General features: G+C 41.9%; 24 protein-coding genes. 14 read left to right on the forward strand and 10 right to left on the reverse strand.

What is annotated here, in order from left to right:
* Nucleotides 1–232: 232 nt before the first annotated feature.
* From NG22_RS07365 to NG22_RS07430, 13 genes are all read left to right on the forward strand, one after another.
* Nucleotides 233–2290, forward strand: a complete 2058-nt coding sequence (locus tag NG22_RS07365; protein WP_053405144.1) for a hypothetical protein — start codon at nt 233–235, stop codon at nt 2288–2290.
* Between the two features lie 12 nt (nt 2291–2302).
* Nucleotides 2303–3253, forward strand: coding sequence for an ATP-binding protein (locus NG22_RS07370; RefSeq protein WP_053405145.1), 951 nt, complete (start codon nt 2303–2305; stop codon nt 3251–3253).
* The gene (locus NG22_RS07375) at nt 3231–3908 is read left to right on the forward strand and encodes a hypothetical protein (protein WP_157600912.1); all 678 of its coding nucleotides are present in this window, start codon (nt 3231–3233) and stop codon (nt 3906–3908) included. The genes NG22_RS07370 and NG22_RS07375 overlap by 23 nt, the downstream gene beginning before the upstream one ends.
* A 75-nt stretch (nt 3909–3983) precedes the next feature.
* The gene (locus tag NG22_RS07380; protein ID WP_053405147.1) at nt 3984–4343 is read left to right on the forward strand and encodes a hypothetical protein; all 360 of its coding nucleotides are present in this window, start codon (nt 3984–3986) and stop codon (nt 4341–4343) included.
* Nucleotides 4330–4683, forward strand: coding sequence for a hypothetical protein (locus tag NG22_RS07385; RefSeq protein ID WP_053405148.1), 354 nt, complete (start codon nt 4330–4332; stop codon nt 4681–4683). Before NG22_RS07380 ends, NG22_RS07385 begins: the two co-directional genes overlap by 14 nt.
* Before the next feature lie 165 nt (nt 4684–4848).
* The gene (locus tag NG22_RS07390; RefSeq protein WP_053405149.1) at nt 4849–5526 is read left to right on the forward strand and encodes a DUF3164 family protein; all 678 of its coding nucleotides are present in this window, start codon (nt 4849–4851) and stop codon (nt 5524–5526) included.
* Nucleotides 5527–5872: 346 nt separating this feature from the next.
* Nucleotides 5873–6058, forward strand: coding sequence for a hypothetical protein (locus NG22_RS07400; protein ID WP_157600913.1), 186 nt, complete (start codon nt 5873–5875; stop codon nt 6056–6058).
* Nucleotides 6048–6746, forward strand: a complete 699-nt coding sequence (locus NG22_RS07405; RefSeq protein ID WP_053405152.1) for a hypothetical protein — start codon at nt 6048–6050, stop codon at nt 6744–6746. The genes NG22_RS07400 and NG22_RS07405 overlap by 11 nt, the downstream gene beginning before the upstream one ends.
* Nucleotides 6747–6848: 102 nt before the next feature.
* Nucleotides 6849–7313, forward strand: a complete 465-nt coding sequence (locus tag NG22_RS07410) for a hypothetical protein (protein WP_053405153.1) — start codon at nt 6849–6851, stop codon at nt 7311–7313.
* The gene (locus NG22_RS07415) at nt 7303–7785 is read left to right on the forward strand and encodes a hypothetical protein (RefSeq protein WP_157600914.1); all 483 of its coding nucleotides are present in this window, start codon (nt 7303–7305) and stop codon (nt 7783–7785) included. Before NG22_RS07410 ends, NG22_RS07415 begins: the two co-directional genes overlap by 11 nt.
* A gap of 80 nt (nt 7786–7865) precedes the next feature.
* Complete coding sequence (locus NG22_RS07420) at nt 7866–8066, forward strand: hypothetical protein (RefSeq protein WP_053405155.1); 201 nt, start codon at nt 7866–7868, stop codon at nt 8064–8066.
* Nucleotides 8067–8195: 129 nt separating this feature from the next.
* The gene (locus NG22_RS07425) at nt 8196–8576 is read left to right on the forward strand and encodes a hypothetical protein (protein ID WP_157600915.1); all 381 of its coding nucleotides are present in this window, start codon (nt 8196–8198) and stop codon (nt 8574–8576) included.
* A gap of 108 nt (nt 8577–8684) precedes the next feature.
* Nucleotides 8685–8918 carry a hypothetical protein gene (locus tag NG22_RS07430; RefSeq protein ID WP_053405157.1) on the forward strand — a complete coding sequence of 78 codons (234 nt, stop codon included), beginning with the start codon at nt 8685–8687 and terminating at the stop codon, nt 8916–8918.
* Here NG22_RS07430 and NG22_RS07435 read toward each other — a convergent pair.
* The 10 genes from NG22_RS07435 to NG22_RS07480 all read right to left on the reverse strand — a co-directional run bounded on the left by NG22_RS07435 (nt 8915) and on the right by NG22_RS07480 (nt 14650).
* Nucleotides 8915–9325, reverse strand: a complete 411-nt coding sequence (locus tag NG22_RS07435) for a hypothetical protein (RefSeq protein ID WP_053405158.1) — start codon at nt 9323–9325, stop codon at nt 8915–8917. The two genes, NG22_RS07430 and NG22_RS07435, sit on opposite strands and share 4 nt — an antisense overlap.
* Entirely contained in the window at nt 9322–9762 is a 441-nt protein-coding gene (locus NG22_RS07440; protein WP_053405159.1) for a phage virion morphogenesis protein, read from the reverse strand. Before NG22_RS07440 ends, NG22_RS07435 begins: the two co-directional genes overlap by 4 nt.
* A 102-nt stretch (nt 9763–9864) precedes the next feature.
* On the reverse strand, nt 9865–10209 hold the full coding sequence (locus tag NG22_RS07445) for a hypothetical protein (RefSeq protein WP_157600916.1): 345 nt from the start codon (nt 10207–10209) through the stop codon (nt 9865–9867).
* A gap of 116 nt (nt 10210–10325) precedes the next feature.
* The gene (locus NG22_RS07450) at nt 10326–10904 is read right to left on the reverse strand and encodes a phage minor head protein (protein ID WP_053405161.1); all 579 of its coding nucleotides are present in this window, start codon (nt 10902–10904) and stop codon (nt 10326–10328) included.
* 85 nt (nt 10905–10989) lie between these two features.
* Nucleotides 10990–12102, reverse strand: a complete 1113-nt coding sequence (locus tag NG22_RS07455; RefSeq protein WP_172674342.1) for a DUF935 family protein — start codon at nt 12100–12102, stop codon at nt 10990–10992.
* Entirely contained in the window at nt 12084–12284 is a 201-nt protein-coding gene (locus tag NG22_RS07460) for a hypothetical protein (RefSeq protein WP_053405163.1), read from the reverse strand. Before NG22_RS07460 ends, NG22_RS07455 begins: the two co-directional genes overlap by 19 nt.
* A gap of 2 nt (nt 12285–12286) precedes the next feature.
* Nucleotides 12287–12691 (reverse strand): phage protein Gp36 family protein, encoded by a 405-nt coding sequence (locus NG22_RS07465; protein WP_053405164.1) that lies wholly within the window; start codon nt 12689–12691, stop codon nt 12287–12289.
* A 2-nt stretch (nt 12692–12693) separates the two neighbouring features.
* Nucleotides 12694–13284, reverse strand: coding sequence for a hypothetical protein (locus tag NG22_RS17580; protein ID WP_053405165.1), 591 nt, complete (start codon nt 13282–13284; stop codon nt 12694–12696).
* Nucleotides 13263–14210 carry a hypothetical protein gene (locus NG22_RS17585; RefSeq protein ID WP_053405166.1) on the reverse strand — a complete coding sequence of 316 codons (948 nt, stop codon included), beginning with the start codon at nt 14208–14210 and terminating at the stop codon, nt 13263–13265. The genes NG22_RS17580 and NG22_RS17585 overlap by 22 nt, the downstream gene beginning before the upstream one ends.
* A gap of 2 nt (nt 14211–14212) precedes the next feature.
* Nucleotides 14213–14650, reverse strand: a complete 438-nt coding sequence (locus tag NG22_RS07480) for a hypothetical protein (protein WP_053405167.1) — start codon at nt 14648–14650, stop codon at nt 14213–14215.
* 191 nt (nt 14651–14841) lie between these two features.
* On the opposite strand from NG22_RS07480, the gene NG22_RS07485 reads away from it, so the two are divergent.
* Entirely contained in the window at nt 14842–15786 is a 945-nt protein-coding gene (locus NG22_RS07485) for a hypothetical protein (protein ID WP_053405168.1), read from the forward strand.
* Nucleotides 15787–15795: the final 9 nt, after the last annotated feature.

Genomic DNA, 15795 nt, shown 5'->3' on the forward strand with positions numbered 1-15795 from the left:
ATAATTGTAGTGTTCTTATAATTCAGTTACAAAATAGTAATAAAATGAAATACAAAACAATTGGAGTGCACCCTTCAACGATGGATTTGATTGAGGAGGCCCTTAAAAAAACGAACTCAAACAATTCCCGCCCCAATATTAGGAAAATGGATTTAATACACCAGTGGGCGGAAAGAGCAGTGAATGAATTAAGCCAATCCAGCAAAGGGAGTCCAAAAATGGAAAAATAGAAATGCCACATGAATGGAATGAATTATTAGTTGTTACCATCGATGAGTTGATTCCAGAATATTGGAGTTCCTATCCAGTTTTGAAAAATGAGCTTCACCGCTACAAGGACAAAAAATACGGCATAAAGCGAGCTCGTAGAGGATGTAGAGGGCATCAGGCATTGATCCTATTTGATTCCTTACCGGAAGATGTCCGGAAAGCCATCGGAGACCCAAGAAAACGGTTTGACCATCCCTTAGAACGATATTATGAAGAAACAGAAGCAAATTATCGATTCTATGAGAAATTCAAAAGACCGGGTTTTGGGAATTTAGGGCAGGAAGAAAAGGAACGTTACCGGGTAAATGCGGCGATGTGTGAGGCGTTAATCCAGCTGAATAACTGGAGGCGAAAGGAATACAAAACGCTTAAAAAGTCTACCAGGGGTTTAAATCAAATTTTATTATCAGATGCTATGAGTTTTCAGGAAGTATTGAGAGAAAAACACCATACCATGCATACTTTACCGTCCACCTGGCGCGGATTAAATGAAAAAATGCGTGCGTATGAAAAAGATGGCCCGGTGGCATTGATTAAAGATGCTAAAGGCACCTCTCTTTCGAATGCTAGAAAGGTGGATGATATATCCTCGGTCATTCTTGAAGCGTTGTTTGCAGGGGTGGAACATAAGCCGGATGCTACCGAAGTAAGAAGGCAGTTTGACTCTTTCCTTGCGGGATATTTAGAAGTGATTGACCCAGAAACAGGAGCTCTTTTTGAACCAAAAGGACTTAAAGCACTTTCGGACTCTACGGTTAGGAGTTTTTTACGATCCTGGAATAGTTCCATCGGAACTTCCGCCAAAAGAACTGGTGACCGTCAAAAGCTAATCCAACGCTTTGATCCTTATCATTCCCTGGAGCGCCCCGCTTTTGCTGGTTCTTTGATCTCCATTGATGACCGCCAACCTCCATTTTATTATGCGAAGGGAAAGCGTGCATGGTTTTACCTGGGTATTGACTTAGCCTCTGAAGCATTCACCACATGGGTTTCCGGCAAAAGTAAGGAAGGATTGATTTTGGAGTTTTACAGGCAAATGGTTCGTAATTACGCGCAGTGGGGCATGCAAATACCGCATGGTTTAGAGTGTGAAAGCTCATTGAATAGCAGTTATCGTAAAAGCTTTTTAGCCAATGGCGCCATGTTTGGCGATGTCCGGATTGAAGCCAACAAAGCTAGAGCCAAGCGGATAGAAGCTTATTTTCGACCATTACGTTACGGATTGGAAAAGAAACGGCATGGTTGGGTCGCGCGGCCTACCGCAGTTGCAGAAGCTAACCAAACCCAATACGGACAGGGTAAGGAAGTGATACTTCCCTATGAAGAGATTGTTGAAGGTTGTCTTCGTGACCTTATCACTTGGAATAATACTTTGCATTCTGATCAGGAGATGTATCCGGGAAAAACACGTTGGGAAGTATTCGTAGAAAATCAGCACCCTGATTTGGCGCCAACCTCCTATGGTTCTTTCCTACCTCATTTGGGCTATTGTACTAAAACTTCCTGTCATGCGGGTATCGTCAAATTGCAGTACGGTGAATGGCTTTTGGGTGACGCAGGTAAAATTGCCACTGGAGACAATCTCATTGAGCTTATGCAGAGAGTGGAAGGTAAAGAGCTGAATGTTTATTGGCTCAATGGTAACGATGGTAAGGTATTAAAGGCCATAGTTTATACAGATCGCTATCTCTGCGAGCTATTTCCTAAGCCTGTATATCAGCGTGCAGTGATTGAACAAACCGATAAGGATAAGGAAAAGCAAAGCTTGATGTCGGCTTATGCCATGACTATTGCAGGCTATCAAAAGCGACGAAAGCATGAAATACAGGATGTTGTGGTAATAGATAACACCCCTAAGCATCAGCCACGGATTGAATTTACAATTGATGGCGTTAGTAAATATCAGGCCTCTGAGGAAGATGCACAGGTATTACCTGGCTTAAAAGATGAAATGACCGAATTCGAAAATAAAGAAAACGGTGGCAGTAGCTACCTAAGGTCTTTAAAGGATGATTTTTAAATTTTTCACAAGATGAATAACATTCAAATTACAGATGATTATCGCAGAAAAGTGCTTCATGCGATACTGGAGAACCGTCAACGGTTTGATGGTTCTGATACCGATTTTGCCCGGAAAATAGGCGTGAACAATGCCGTATTCTCCACTCTCAAAAAAGGAGAAATTGAAGGCAAGTTAAAGGCAGAGAAATGGCTGGCCATTGGGAAAGCTCTCGGGGTGCATTTAGGAGGACGGGAATGGAAGGTAGTAAAGACGGAGGTATTTAATAAGATTGAGGAAGATGTTAATTACTGCCAAACCCATAGCCGATCAATGGTATTTGTAGATGACTGCGCTATCGGCAAAACCTTTGCAGCCAAATACCTATCAAGAAGTCGCCGAAATTGCTTTTATATGGATGGCTCTCAATGCAAACGAAAGGTTTCTTTTATCCGGGCCATGGCTCAAACTTTAGGGCTGGAAAGCAACGGAAAAGTAGCAGAAGTCAAGGCCAGTATTAAGTACTATTTGAATGCCTATTTGGGGGGTATGGCAGATAAACCTATCATCATCATTGATGAGGCCGGAGACTTAGATTATACCGCATTTTTAGAGCTTAAAGAAATGTGGAATGCCACTGAGCATCGTTGCGGGTGGTATATGATTGGTGCCGATGGCCTGCGTCGTAAAATTGAAAATGGCATTGAGTATGAAAAGGTAGGTTATCGGGAAATATTCTCACGATTTGGGAATAATTACCGTAGTGTGGTGCCAGTAGGTAAAGAAAACCAGCAGGCCTTTTACAAAAAGTTAATCGCGGATGTTGTTACCGCGAATTGCAATGACAAAAAAGTGGTGAAGAACATTGTTAGAAGATGTTTGAGTCATAATGACAACCGTGGTGGTCTGAGACGAGCAGAAGACCTTTTGATATTGTTGGATCAAAAGGATGTGGAAGGCCATGAAAATCAAAGCGCTATTTGATGAAGCGGAAAAACTAAAACGCTTTCAGTTTAAAAACTCAAATTGGGCGGACGTGCTGGGTGAGCCAGGCCGTGATGGGCTTTGGCTAATACAGGGCCCGGAAAAGCACGGCAAGACTACTTTTTGTTTGGAGTTAGCCAAATTTTTAAGTGGCTATGTTCAGCAAGTGTTATTTGTGAATTACGAAACGGGCGTAATTGAAACCTCTTTTGTAGATAGTTTATTGCGGGTTGGTATTCAACCTCTGGCAAAGGTTGGTAAAAATATTTTTTGGGAAGAATTTTTAAGTTGGGAAAACTTGCTTGCTGCCATATCCAATCCGGCAGAATCAAAGAGTAAACGACCTGCTCCAGCGAATATTGTTTTCATTGATAATATCACCTATGCCCGGCATATCCTAAAAGATGGTTGGATTGAAGACCTCCCTAAGCGGCATAAGAACACATTGTTTATTTATGTGGCGCATGAAGAAGGAGGTGAAGTAGTGGGGGCTGAAGCAAAGGCAGCCAGGCGGTTGGCTAAAATCATTTTTCGCGTAGATGCGCATACTGTCCATGCCGGAGGGCGATGCCCTGGAGGATTAATATCTTTCACCGACCGGGCAAAAGATTTACATGGGCATAACAATACTAAAGGAACGGCAGTACACGTCTGATTCCTGGAGTGAACTGATCTCATTCACTTTGTTAATTGAGGTCTTATTATTAGTATATCCAAAACGTTTTCAAAAATGGCAAACGTTAAGACTGATTTGCACCAGGCGATCAACGATGAGGTGCAAAAAAACAGTGGGATGAACGACTACGATTACTTTTTCTTAATCGTGGATAGTGGTGTGGCTTTCGTTGATTTTTTCCTGACTGGTTGTAATGCCGATGTAAATCATTGGACACAATCTCAGATTATTGCTCAGAAGGACTTCTGGCAAATGTTTATAGAAGAATGGGATCTGATGATTCAATCCTTCTATACCTCTCAATCAGGGTCTGTTTACCCTTACATTCAGCAATGGATGCAGTGTAATTGTGACCTGATTGTCCGTTTAGATTGTCTACTTATTAAATGGGAGGAGGGTCATGCAGTACAGTAAATTTTATCTTTTACTTACCGAGCTCCAGGTGGATGAGCCGGAGGTTACCAAAGAGCAGGTGATTGCTGAGACTATTTGTCGCTATGTAAATAGCTTAACAGAGCTTTCAAAAGAGGAATATTATGCGGTAATGGAACACCTGAAAGCCTCTGTTAAAAGGTATCGTGCATCAAAGAATCAAATGCGCCGGAAGCTTTGGCAGATCTTCAAAGCAAGGGCGTCCCAAGATCCTGCGGAAGCTTCAAGAAATTGGTTTGAGAAGAATGCCAAATATCCGATGACCAATGATGCACCTCGTAAGGTCTACGCCAAATTTGTTTCTGTAGCGGAAAGAATGTAAAACCGATCAACCTCATTGATATGACTTCAATTGCTTTCATCCAGCGCGAAATTCAAAAGTATAACCTATGCGCTGCGCTTTGCAAATCAGAGGAAAACAGGATGTTTTACCTCGAAAAAGTATACCATTTCCAAAAAGTTTTAAACGATCTAAAAAGCAAATAACATGAATATTTCAGAATTAACTCCAGCACAAAAAACAGAATTGCTTAACCAGCTCAAACAAGAAGAAAAAGAAACTCAGGCCGCCATCCAGGAGGAGCGTGTAATTTATAAAGAAACCGTCAAAGAGCAGGTGGGCCGTACCATTGATGGCCTATTGGATTTGAGTGAAATTCTATCCAAATCCAAAGCGGAGGTTTTCAATGCCTTCAGTACTTTAATATCCCTGAAAAAGGAATTATTTGGCTACAAAGATGGTCAGCAAAGTCACACTTTTACTGATGATCTTGGTCGTTCCATTGAAATTGGGTACAGAACTATTGACGGCTGGGATGATACCCAGGAAGCGGGTGTCGCAAAAGTGAATCAATTTATTGACTCCCTGGCAACCAATGAGGAGACAGCTAAACTAGTCAAAATGATTCAAAACCTTCTTAAAAAGGATACTAAAGGGAATTTGAAAGCAAACCGGGTTCTGGAGCTAAAGCAATTAGCACAAGAACATGATAATCCCATTTTTTTAGAAGGGGTTCAAATTTTAATGGAAAGCTATAAGCCTGTTCGTTCCGCTTTCTTTGTAGAGGCACGCATAAAAGACAAACTAGGTAAGTCAGTAAGTATTCCGTTGTCTATCACTTCTGCCCCGTTTCCTGAGGGTACTGAAGTATCTGTCAATTTTTAATCCATTCCACAAAGGGGGTGCCTTCGGGCACTCCCAAAATTTGATGATATGAAAAACATGGAACAAGTCTCCTTTGAGATCAAAAACCTTGAAAGTGACATCAAAGCTGTGGATCGACATATAAGAGCTACGGCTGGGCATCTGAAGGAAATGCGCCAAAGGAAGCAACGATTTGAAGCTCGGATGAACAAATTATTAAGGAAACTCAAATCATTGACCCAATGCTAGTAAAAGGTTTAGTATTCATTTGCTTTTTTATGGTTCTGGTTTGGGCCATGGATAATACCAACACTCCAAATTTAATGCGATGAAAATATTTAGATTTTATAAAAACCAGTCAGGTCAAATGACTATTGGTGAAGTCCAGGTTGTTCCTGGTAACAGTAGAATTAGTTGTGCAAATCAACTATCAGAGGCACGTAAAACTAATCAGGAACATGTGGTAAAAGTTAATCAATATTTGGCTTATGTGGTAGCTGAGTCTACTTATGCAGCCGTTCACCTTTTTGACCAAAGCGGACATGAAACCTGATCATTTATTCCACTACCTACTGGTAATTGTATCCGTGAGCTACAATGCCTTTGCAGCAGGAAACTATGCTGCGAAAATGATTCCCTTATTTTACGCCTATATATGCGCAATCTTACTAAGTACCCTGGCCCACTATTATTTAATTGAAGGGATTAAGCACTGGAAAAAAATGGGCACAGCAAATGAAAATTTATTGTGTGCGGTTATTCTATGTGGTTGTTGCGTATTCGCTGACCTGAATGGGGTGAGTATTCTCGCTTTTAAAAAGGAATTTAGTCCGGTAGAATATCAATTTCAAAAGCAAATCACCTCACTGGAAAATGCCTACAACACGACTCTTTCGGAGGCTTCCAGTGCAAGAACCATCAAATTAAGATCGGATCTTTTACTCCTGGCAAAACAGCAGGGAAAGGAACTGGAGCTTAAAAGAGCGGAAAAGGATCAGGCATTATTGAATGCCTCCGACATTGCTAATCAATCAAAAAAAGCATTTCGAATATTCTCCATTTTGCTTTTCATTCTTTCAGGGGCAGTCGCTTCTTTATTAGCACCTGTGCTTTCTCCTATGGCCAAAAGAGTAAGAAAATTATGGATGAAGGGAGAGCGCAAAAAGCAGGAATTAGCCAAAGAACTAGGGGTTAATCATTCTGCTTTAAATCGCTTGATGCAGGAAGCAGAACTGATATGAGCAAAGAAAAGCCGGATTTAGGTGAGATTGTTATCCACCCCAATCAGCTTCATCTCTTTGACTGGATGCACAATGAATTTGTAAACCGAAAACCGTTAAAAAATGGAAGTTCAAAAAGTAAAGGAGCTCCTGAAAAACCCAAACGCAAAACGGGCAGACCTTAAAGCAGCTCTGGCAGATGCGTACCATTTAGACCTGCATGCCTTGAAGGCAGCAAAGGAAATGGAAAGCCGGATTTTTAATCAATGTAAGGGGTATTTCTCCCAGCAGTATCAAAATCATACACAAGTACCACTGATGTGGTCTGCTAAAGATGCCGGAGCCCTAAAGGATATCATGAAAAAGCTCAATCAATTAACGGAGGGAAAGACTCCGGTGGTGGAAGCTTTTCAATACCTGATTATAAACCTTCCGGACTGGTACAAGAGTCATGGCTTTAGCCTGCCCGTCATTAATGGGAAATTTAATGAGCTGATTGCAGAAATCAAGACAAACCGAAATGGAGCTTCAAAAAGCAACGTCTCAGACGATTACAAAGCAAGGGTACTTAAAGACCTTGTCTCCTAAACAAGTGGCGCAGGAGTGCCGATTGGTTCGTAGAATTGAGCAGGTTATTGAGTTAAATCACCCTCCGGTGGGACAATTACGCAGGGAGCTGGGAGAAACTCAACTGCTGGCGCTGATCAAAATCCACCTGATTGACTTTAATGAATTGCTGGATCTTCGCAAGCCTTTGGGGGAGCGGCAGATTGATAAGATTGCAGAGGTGCTGCTGGAGCAGTTTCCCAGCCTTTCTTTTGCGGATATTCATTTTGTTTTTAATCAGGCCATGTTGGGGGCTTACGGGGAGCTGTATGAATCCCTGAACATTTCTAAAGTCATGAGTTGGTTCAAAGTGTATTTTGAGGAGCGTACTAAAGTATTCGGGGAGCGCTCACGACTTCAGGCGGATAGTCATAAAAGCCAGGGCGCACAAAGAAAAATATTGGAAATAAAAGAGTTGGAAGACTTTTATAAACGGGTAAGGAATGAAACTTAATACCCTGATTCACCTATGTTGGATTTACCCGCTCATATGCTTTTTATGGGCGGTTTACGATAAATTTAAAAACAGAAAAAATGGCAAGAGTACAGATAATTAGCAATGGCAAAAACGAACTCAAAGTAGAGAGAGATATTGACACCTGTGAAATTAAGGTATATGCCTTAACGGATGGAGTGGATTGCCTTGTAATCAAAAGTAAATGTGGTAATGAGGTCTTCCGGCTATGGCTCAACCCTGAGGAGCAGGAAAGAATTTTACTCACAAATAAAAGTTAATCTTTAATTGATGATCCCTCAGCCCTTCGGCTGAGGGATTTTTTGTTATTATGAAAATTATATTACATTGGACTTTATTCAGCCAACCTACAGTGTTGGAATTAGTTAATGAAGTAAATAATGAATCCAATGAAATATCTATTCGCTCTTATATTTTCGCTTTCATTTTGGTCAGTTTCCATCGCTCAGGGGTTAAATGAGGATGCAAAGCACGTTAAGGAATCCAATCCGACTGAGTATCAGAGAATATATACCGCCTCAATTAAATTAGCAGGAGAAGATCATAAAAAGTTCATCATTTTGATAAATGACTTTTGTACTTCAATTAATTTAATGGCTAATGATTGTATTAAACTGGGGGAAGAAAGTAAGGAATGTTGGATTTATACCAAGTTGGCTTCAGATCCCAAATTTGAAAAGTCAATCGATGGACACCTTTATTATGATTGGATTGAAATTGCTAAGGAAGCCAAAAAACAAATTGCTGAATTAAACAGCCATTCAAGGTGAGAAAATCATATTGCCAATTATGCCTCAGTAATTTAACTGAGGCTTTTTTGTGTAAAAATGATTATATTGCTCATATTCTATTCATTCCACCATTCCTTTTTTGATAATATGAGATACGCTCAAAACCGCAATAAGCTGCTTTTGATTCAGGACATACAAAACATTCACCTGGAGAAAAAAGAAGAGAGCAGAGGCGGGTTTTCGAATCGCTTTATCTGGAGAGAATTTATTTACCCGACTTATCGGATCGCTGAAAACACCTATTATGAATACCTGCGAACTCCTGCGAAGCGATTATTAAAGAAACTTGAAGAACAACCCGCACAAATGAATCTATTTTAATCAGGGTGCCATTCCACCCTTCCAAAAAATACCAAAGGAGCCTCATAGTAGGTTCCTTTTTTTTGTAAGCTTTCCCTGGATAACATCACGGCCTCAATTCCCTCAATATTTTCTTTTACCAGCTTTGATTTAATTACTTCAATCACCTGTAAGGAGGTGGCTAGTTCTTCCAACTGGCTTTGCGGGGTATCGGCATTTGAGCGGATGTAAGGCGCAAATTTTGCTGTGATCGTAAATTGAATATCTGCTTCCGTACTACCCGCATTGAGTTGTTTATGGTCTATTGGGTCAATATGAATAAAGGCAGCTGGAAAAATTTGAGGATCATTTCCCCCCTCCATGTCCACGAATTTAAGTTCGTTGATTTGCTTTAATGATTTGGCAATGTTTAAGAATAGTCCGATCATTTTAAAAACCCTTTAAATCGCTTTTCAAGCTTATTTGAAATCTTTTTATCTAATACTTTGGAAGGAGCAGCAAACTTTCGTTGTGGCATGGTGAAGCGCGCTTTTTTACTTCCGGCTTCACCTCCTTCATTATGCACCTGGGCGTATTCTTTATCAGAAATAAGGGCCACGCCTTTAGGTGTTTTTTGATACCCTGGTGACCTCCCGAGATCTCCGGTTTCTCCGGTCAGAATGTTTCGAATGGCCGCCGCTCCCTTACCTTTTCCCTGACGTCTTTTTACTTCCTGCCACTTCTCATCCTTAGGGCTGTTTTTAGAGAAGGCTTCATTTTGAAATGCTTCCTTTGAGTGTTCGACCGCAAGCATTCCAATGTCGTCTTTTACTTCATCCTGTAAGTACTTATGCAGGTTAAGTACCTTATTAATAAAATCTTGCATAAATCAACTCAAATTATTAATATTACGTCTCTTAAATAAAGCGATTAGCACTGCGACTCCTTGATTGCATATCATTGTAGTGACGGGTGTTAGTCGCTTTTTTTATTGCAGAGATTCCACCACTGAATAAATCTGACGCTCCCCATTTGCCAGCTCCCTTAGTACCAGGAATGAGTCCTGCTGATTTACCTGAATTTTGTAATAGTGAAATTGACTGATCAAAGGATTGGCCTTGGTATTGGGATCAGTTCGAACAAATTCAGCATTCTCCAGCACTTCCTCCAGGGCAAATAAAATCCGGTTCTTTAGGGCATAATCCCGGTGAGGTTGGTTTAAAATTTCTTTTATGCCGGAGGTATGTAAAACCGCCGGACTTCCACCCACCTGATAAGTTCCTTTCAGCTCACCCTTTGCCCATTCCAACATCAGTTTACGCTCAAGCCGCATGGCCGCGGTTGGCGCACTCTTTTTGACCTTTCTCGGTGCACTGGCCTGGTACGGGTGATCACTCCCAAATACCTTACGACTAATGCCCGGATTTTCTTTAAGCCCTGCCTGAGCTCTTACCTCAACCTCGGAGCATCAGTGGCCTTCTCATCCGTAAGTATCCAATCGCATTTACAATTATATCGATTACCCGGAAAATTCGTCGCCCAGAAAGGATCTGCCTGAGGTAATACCGTATGCCAGTATCCTTTGTGTACAGGGTCGGGCTCTGCTGCTCTGGAGGGAATCCACTTAATGTTTCGCCCAGGAGTTTGTTGAAAACTATGCCACTGTACTGCCGTCCTGGCTCTTGCTACGGTGGTATTATACTCTGTCCGTAACCATCGTTGATTATAATCACCAATGATTTTCTTTGAATCCCTTTTAAAGGCCGCAAAACTCTTCAGTTTACCGTCTTCGTCAACGATAATCTTTTTAAGCGCTGTATACTGTTGATGTGTTTTAAATGCGGCAAACACGGCATTACTTTGCTGTAAAGCTTCCTTAATGCCCCATTCGGGGTCGATATAGGAGATTGCTCCCACTCCCTCTTCCACTGCCTTATTTAATTCCGTATAAGCAATTTTCCAAAGGCTGGGTTCAATGGTGCCTTTGATATTATCAGCGTATATGTTGATGAGCGCCTGATCAACCAAATCCTGAATATCAAAAAGTGGTTCTTCAGCAAGCTCCAGTTCACAGCAATGACCGTATTGGTGTTTTAGTTGTTCCCCGACCGTTTCATGATCGGGGAAAAACCGAAAAAAAGGATTTCAGTTTCAGCCATAGGCTTTGTTCCTCCTGGCTTAATTTCACCTCCTTCTTTTTGGATTTTTGAGAAGGTGTTGGCTTTTTTTGCTCCTTTGGTTGCTGCTCTTCCTCCGCTGCTTCCACTTCCTCTTTCTGCATCTTTTTAGGGCGTGGTCGGTTGTAGGTCTCATACCAATATTCCTGATCGATGGGAGCAATTTCATTAAGCTTCATGTCAAACTCCAAACGCTCCTTTGGCGTCATCCCGTCCTGCTCTTCATACCCAAAGCGACCACCCGCTACGGCATAGCCAAACTTCTCCAGTATAGGGATAAATTTCTCATTCAACAGGCGAAGCATAAAGCGACGGTCCGCTTTGGCCACCTCCTTCTCACTACTGGCATGTACCTCTCCCTTGTAATTTCCACCCTGAGCATCAGTGGTCATGGTGTTCAGCAGGATGGCTTTGGAGTTTTGTTCATCACAGAACTTTGCCAGATTGCTGTACAAGTCAGAGGAACCTGACTTATGGGTGGTTTCGTGCAGCTTAAATTCTGAATTACGGGGACGCACCACATAAGAAGCTACTGCCTGTTGTTTGGCAATGGCCTCCAGCTGCGCACGTGCAGTCGGGTCATCATATACGTATTCACGGAATGGCGCACCAAACACCTGGGCAAATACCGACCAGTCCGAAACATTTCCTTTTTTATAGATTACTGCTACTGCTGCTTTGGAAAGTAAGCCTAGGTCATCAGGTCGTCCGGCTTCCATGCAATACATGTTATACGGAGTTTCCCGATAGCTTTCGCCATGCTCATCCGATTGATGCTTCATGACAATCCCTTTTTTGGGGTTGACATGCTTTCGGGGAATGAGCTTATGCTCCAGGGTAGTGCCTTCAATCTTATCAAACCACACCAGGGAATGACCATAGAATCTACTATCAATCAAATCCTTCATCATTTCCTCAAAAGCCTCGGTATTGATCAGGTCATTGATTTGCTCAACTTCCTTACCGGATTGATCAAAGAACTTTAAAGGCAGGTTGGTGACAAACATTTGCCGCTTCTCCATCAAAGCAGTCAAGTGCAGATCCAGCACCACTTCTTCATATAGATCGTAAAGACGTGCCCTTCTGGGTTGTCTACACTTTCAGCGGCTTTAATGGCATCCCGCCATTCCGGAATGCCTTTATAACTCCTGTCAATATTCGAAAGGGTGATATTATTCACCTCAACTTTAGGCGAAATTTTATTCTCTTTTTTATTGCTGCGCTTTGCCATAATTAATATCTGTTGTTAAGTCCGCCCGTGAAAAAGTCTGCTTGCTTATCCGGTTCTTCTTTTTCTGACCAAAGGGGAATATCCAGCTTCATTAAGCCATCACGGATATCTTTCAGGGTTTCTTTCGCCCACTTATAGCGCTCCTTTATTTTGTCCGGTATTTCCTCTGTAACGCTGTAAATATGATATAAAGAAACATCGATGCTAAGCCCCTTTATAATGCCATTCCGGTCATCTCCGGTTTGTGCCCAGAGCTCGGAAGTATCGTATTTTTGGTTGAGGTAACCGTCAATTTCTGCGATTGCCCGTGAGATGTTTTGTGATACAAAAGTTTCATCTTCCCGGCTAAGGGCATTCAGTATCTCGATGTAGACACCCTGCTTTAAATCTGCTTCTTCTAAAAACATAGTTAATAATGTGATGGTCTCCGCTCTGTACCGACAATGGGTTTATCATTGGCATTTGCAGTGGAAGAGATGTGTTGAGATAATTTGGAAATAGCTCCCTGGTCAGCATCCGGTGCATCGTCATGGGACTTATATCCCGGCTCTATTCCCTTGGTCTGGTTGGAGCCTTCGGCCATATCATTGGAGGAATATTCCTTTTCATTGTAGATGATCCGCCCCTGTTGGTACAAGGGCAAAAGTGTGCTGACCATCCGGTCATATTTATTCCCTTTTTTAGTGTCGTCTTTTATCAGGCCAATATCAAAGTCAAATCCTTTACGCACCTCATTATAGGTTTCCTGAAGCGTTTCGTTCCAAAATTGTGCTTCGTACCAAAAAGGTATCCACACCCTTGGGTGAAGCATTTTGAAATAGAACATCCACTTTATGGCCTCATCCATTTTGCACTGTCTGACAAAAGATTTAATGAGGTAATATTTATTCCCCCTCTTTCCCCAAATCCGAATAGCATTATAGTCATTGTTCCCACTATAGGCCACGTCCCAATAAGCCACAATAGCATCATAGTGGTCTATCCGGGGATTTTTTCCCACCGGAAGTATTCGTCCTTAAACAACTTACCTTCGATATGGGCATCTTGATTAAACTCCGCCTTACAGGCCAATATTCCCAGTTCGTCTTCCATGTCACGCCAATATTGAGGCGTGTATTTTTGTGGCCATGAAGGCGTATAATTATGATCATAGGCTTTAATATGGTGGACAAACCAATTCGGGTGTTTCTTCTGTAAGACCGTTTGCACCATACGTGGAGCATAGCGGTTGTTTGCCCAAATAAACCTCCGGATAGGGCCGTCCATCGTGGGAATTAAATCCCGCTCCACCCATTGGACAAGTTCGTCCTGACGTTTGGGGTTTTTAACCAGGTCTTTGGTTTCGTTGTCATCCCCCACGCAGTAATCCGGCCTTTGAGCTCCTTTCCGCAAACCACGCACTGACTGGCCTGCCCCCAGCGCTTTAGCCATAAAGCCTCCTTTGGTTTTAAAGTCTCCTGACTCCCATTGCCCTAAGTTCTTTTGGGGGCCAAAGTCCGTGATAATCTTTTGATTTGATTCGAACTCGGCTTTGAGGTCGTCCAAAAGTTGAGCCGCCTTGTCAAAACTATTGCCTATTAATACCATATAATGGCATTGGTCATTAATCCAAAGCCAGAATGGTAGGAAAATATTCACGTGTACTGATTTAGCATGACCTCTGGGCCATTCGGCAAAAGCTTTAATGGTAGGGTTTCTCTTTACCTTTCCTGCAAATTCAATATGAAAATCAGCACTTTCACAGGTGGCATAATGACTGAAATAGGTTTCAATCAAAAACTTATAATCTGACTTAGCTCTTTTAACTCGGGCCTCTTTCTGCTCCGGGGAATCCATCCCTCCGCCTTTGGAATTCTGGTATATCCAGTCACATTTTGCCTGATAGTCTTTGAGTGCCTGTTTGTCCTTTGTGGTAATTTTCGCCATAACTAAACCGCGGCTTTATGTTTCTGTTCCAAAAATTCCCGGAATAGCTTTGAATACTCCAGTGCCTTGGCAGGTTTGTTTTCTATAACCCACTCGGTTAGCTCATCAAAGACCTCACAGTATACATGCAGGGGGTTGGACTCCAGAAACTCAATTTCTTTTCTTAAAGCTGTTTTGGCGTCTGAAAGTACTTTGTCCGGAACGCCACCGATTTCATCAATTTTTTGATTGACGGCTTTAAGCTGACTAAAGGCATCTTGTAATAGCTGTTGACGGGTGACGGTTTGAGCTTCTTTCAAACTGTCCCAGTCTTCTTTGATGATCCACGTCCTCAGCGTTTTTTCAGTGACACCAACAATCTGACTAATTTCCTTCCGGTTAATCCTTCCCTTTACATAAAGGCTCCTGGCCTGCTCCTTTTTTATATCAAACTTACCCATGCTATAATTGATGAAATATCAAAAGATATATTCATTATGAATGAAATACACCACAACGAGACTCCAATTTCCAAACAATACACCTTTATATATAGAGAGTCTCCACGTTGTGATTAGCAGTGTTCACGATGCCAATAAATACTATTTTTTAATTATCATACTTCACATATTGCATCATCAAAAAAGGAAAAATGAGCGAAAAGAATAAGCGTTTTGTTTTACATGACCAGTCAGAAAATAGTTACGGACTGGTTCTTCTGACCTCCGGCGGTGATCTGACTCAGTTCAAAAAGAACCCGGTTATGCTACATGAGCATAACGGCTGGATGATGCCCATCGGGCACTGGGAAGATATCCGGGTAGAAGGTGAAGAAATCACCGCCCTACCTGTATTTGACCTAAAAGATGACTATGCCAAATTGATCGCCCAAAAGGTGGAAGACGGGCATATACGCATGGCATCTATGGGTGTGTTGCCGCTGGAGGTGAATGATAATGTGGTGACAAAATGGGAAGTCCGGGAGGCGTCGATAGTTACCTTCGGAAGCAACAAAAATGCGCTTCGACTGATGGATGCCAACGGTGATATTTTGACGCTTTCCGCTGTAAAAAAATTAACGCCTTCGGGCAATTCTATTAATACAAAAAAGAGTATGGAACTGAAAGACACCATCATTGCCGCATTGAATTTGTCGGCAGGTTTGGAAGACAGTCAGGTGCTTACCAGCGTACTGCAATTATCGCAGGAAAACGTTAGCCTGAAGGCCGAAAATGCGCGACTCAAAGAGGAAAAAGAGGCCGCACAAAAATCCGCTGAAACAAAGGAGAAGGAAGATATTCTTCTGTCAGCTGTTACCAACAAAAAAATCACCGTAGAGCAGAAGAAAATCTATGAAAAACTAGAGCTTTCTGAGGTGAAAACTTTAGTTGGGGATCTTAAATCACCAATGAATTTGGGTGAATTTACTGAGCCAGGAGGTGATGAGGTGAAAATCCCTAAAGAGCTTGAGGGTTTGACTTTCTCGGAGCTTTCCCAAAAGAAGCCCCAGGCATTAGAGCAGTTGAAGCTTTCCAATAAGGAGGCTTATAAGAAGCTGTTCAAAGATGAGTTTGGCAAAGAGCCGACTAATTTTTAACCTCTTTTA

It is taken from the genome of Persicobacter sp. CCB-QB2, from assembly GCF_001274635.1.
Lineage (GTDB): Bacteria > Bacteroidota > Bacteroidia > Cytophagales > Cyclobacteriaceae > Persicobacter > Persicobacter diffluens.

Excerpts from the sequence above, each read along its gene's own strand:
- NG22_RS07365 (WP_053405144.1), top strand. The coding sequence starts at position 233 with ATGCCACATGAATGGAATGAATTATTAGTTGTTACCATCGATGAGTTG.
- NG22_RS07370 (WP_053405145.1), top strand. The coding sequence starts at position 2,303 with ATGAATAACATTCAAATTACAGATGATTATCGCAGAAAAGTGCTTCAT.
- NG22_RS07375 (WP_157600912.1), top strand. The coding sequence starts at position 3,231 with ATGAAAATCAAAGCGCTATTTGATGAAGCGGAAAAACTAAAACGCTTT.
- NG22_RS07380 (WP_053405147.1), top strand. The coding sequence starts at position 3,984 with ATGGCAAACGTTAAGACTGATTTGCACCAGGCGATCAACGATGAGGTG.
- NG22_RS07385 (WP_053405148.1), top strand. The coding sequence starts at position 4,330 with ATGCAGTACAGTAAATTTTATCTTTTACTTACCGAGCTCCAGGTGGAT.
- NG22_RS07390 (WP_053405149.1), top strand. The coding sequence starts at position 4,849 with ATGAATATTTCAGAATTAACTCCAGCACAAAAAACAGAATTGCTTAAC.
- NG22_RS07400 (WP_157600913.1), top strand. The coding sequence starts at position 5,873 with ATGACTATTGGTGAAGTCCAGGTTGTTCCTGGTAACAGTAGAATTAGT.
- NG22_RS07405 (WP_053405152.1), top strand. The coding sequence starts at position 6,048 with ATGAAACCTGATCATTTATTCCACTACCTACTGGTAATTGTATCCGTG.
- NG22_RS07410 (WP_053405153.1), top strand. The coding sequence starts at position 6,849 with ATGGAAGTTCAAAAAGTAAAGGAGCTCCTGAAAAACCCAAACGCAAAA.
- NG22_RS07420 (WP_053405155.1), top strand. The coding sequence starts at position 7,866 with ATGGCAAGAGTACAGATAATTAGCAATGGCAAAAACGAACTCAAAGTA.
- NG22_RS07425 (WP_157600915.1), top strand. The coding sequence starts at position 8,196 with ATGAAATATCTATTCGCTCTTATATTTTCGCTTTCATTTTGGTCAGTT.
- NG22_RS07430 (WP_053405157.1), top strand. The coding sequence starts at position 8,685 with ATGAGATACGCTCAAAACCGCAATAAGCTGCTTTTGATTCAGGACATA.
- NG22_RS07435 (WP_053405158.1), bottom strand. The coding sequence starts at position 9,325 with ATGATCGGACTATTCTTAAACATTGCCAAATCATTAAAGCAAATCAAC.
- NG22_RS07440 (WP_053405159.1), bottom strand. The coding sequence starts at position 9,762 with ATGCAAGATTTTATTAATAAGGTACTTAACCTGCATAAGTACTTACAG.
- NG22_RS07445 (WP_157600916.1), bottom strand. The coding sequence starts at position 10,209 with ATGCGGCTTGAGCGTAAACTGATGTTGGAATGGGCAAAGGGTGAGCTG.
- NG22_RS07460 (WP_053405163.1), bottom strand. The coding sequence starts at position 12,284 with ATGGCAAAGCGCAGCAATAAAAAAGAGAATAAAATTTCGCCTAAAGTT.
- NG22_RS07465 (WP_053405164.1), bottom strand. The coding sequence starts at position 12,691 with ATGTTTTTAGAAGAAGCAGATTTAAAGCAGGGTGTCTACATCGAGATA.
- NG22_RS17585 (WP_053405166.1), bottom strand. The coding sequence starts at position 14,210 with ATGGCGAAAATTACCACAAAGGACAAACAGGCACTCAAAGACTATCAG.
- NG22_RS07480 (WP_053405167.1), bottom strand. The coding sequence starts at position 14,650 with ATGGGTAAGTTTGATATAAAAAAGGAGCAGGCCAGGAGCCTTTATGTA.
- NG22_RS07485 (WP_053405168.1), top strand. The coding sequence starts at position 14,842 with ATGAGCGAAAAGAATAAGCGTTTTGTTTTACATGACCAGTCAGAAAAT.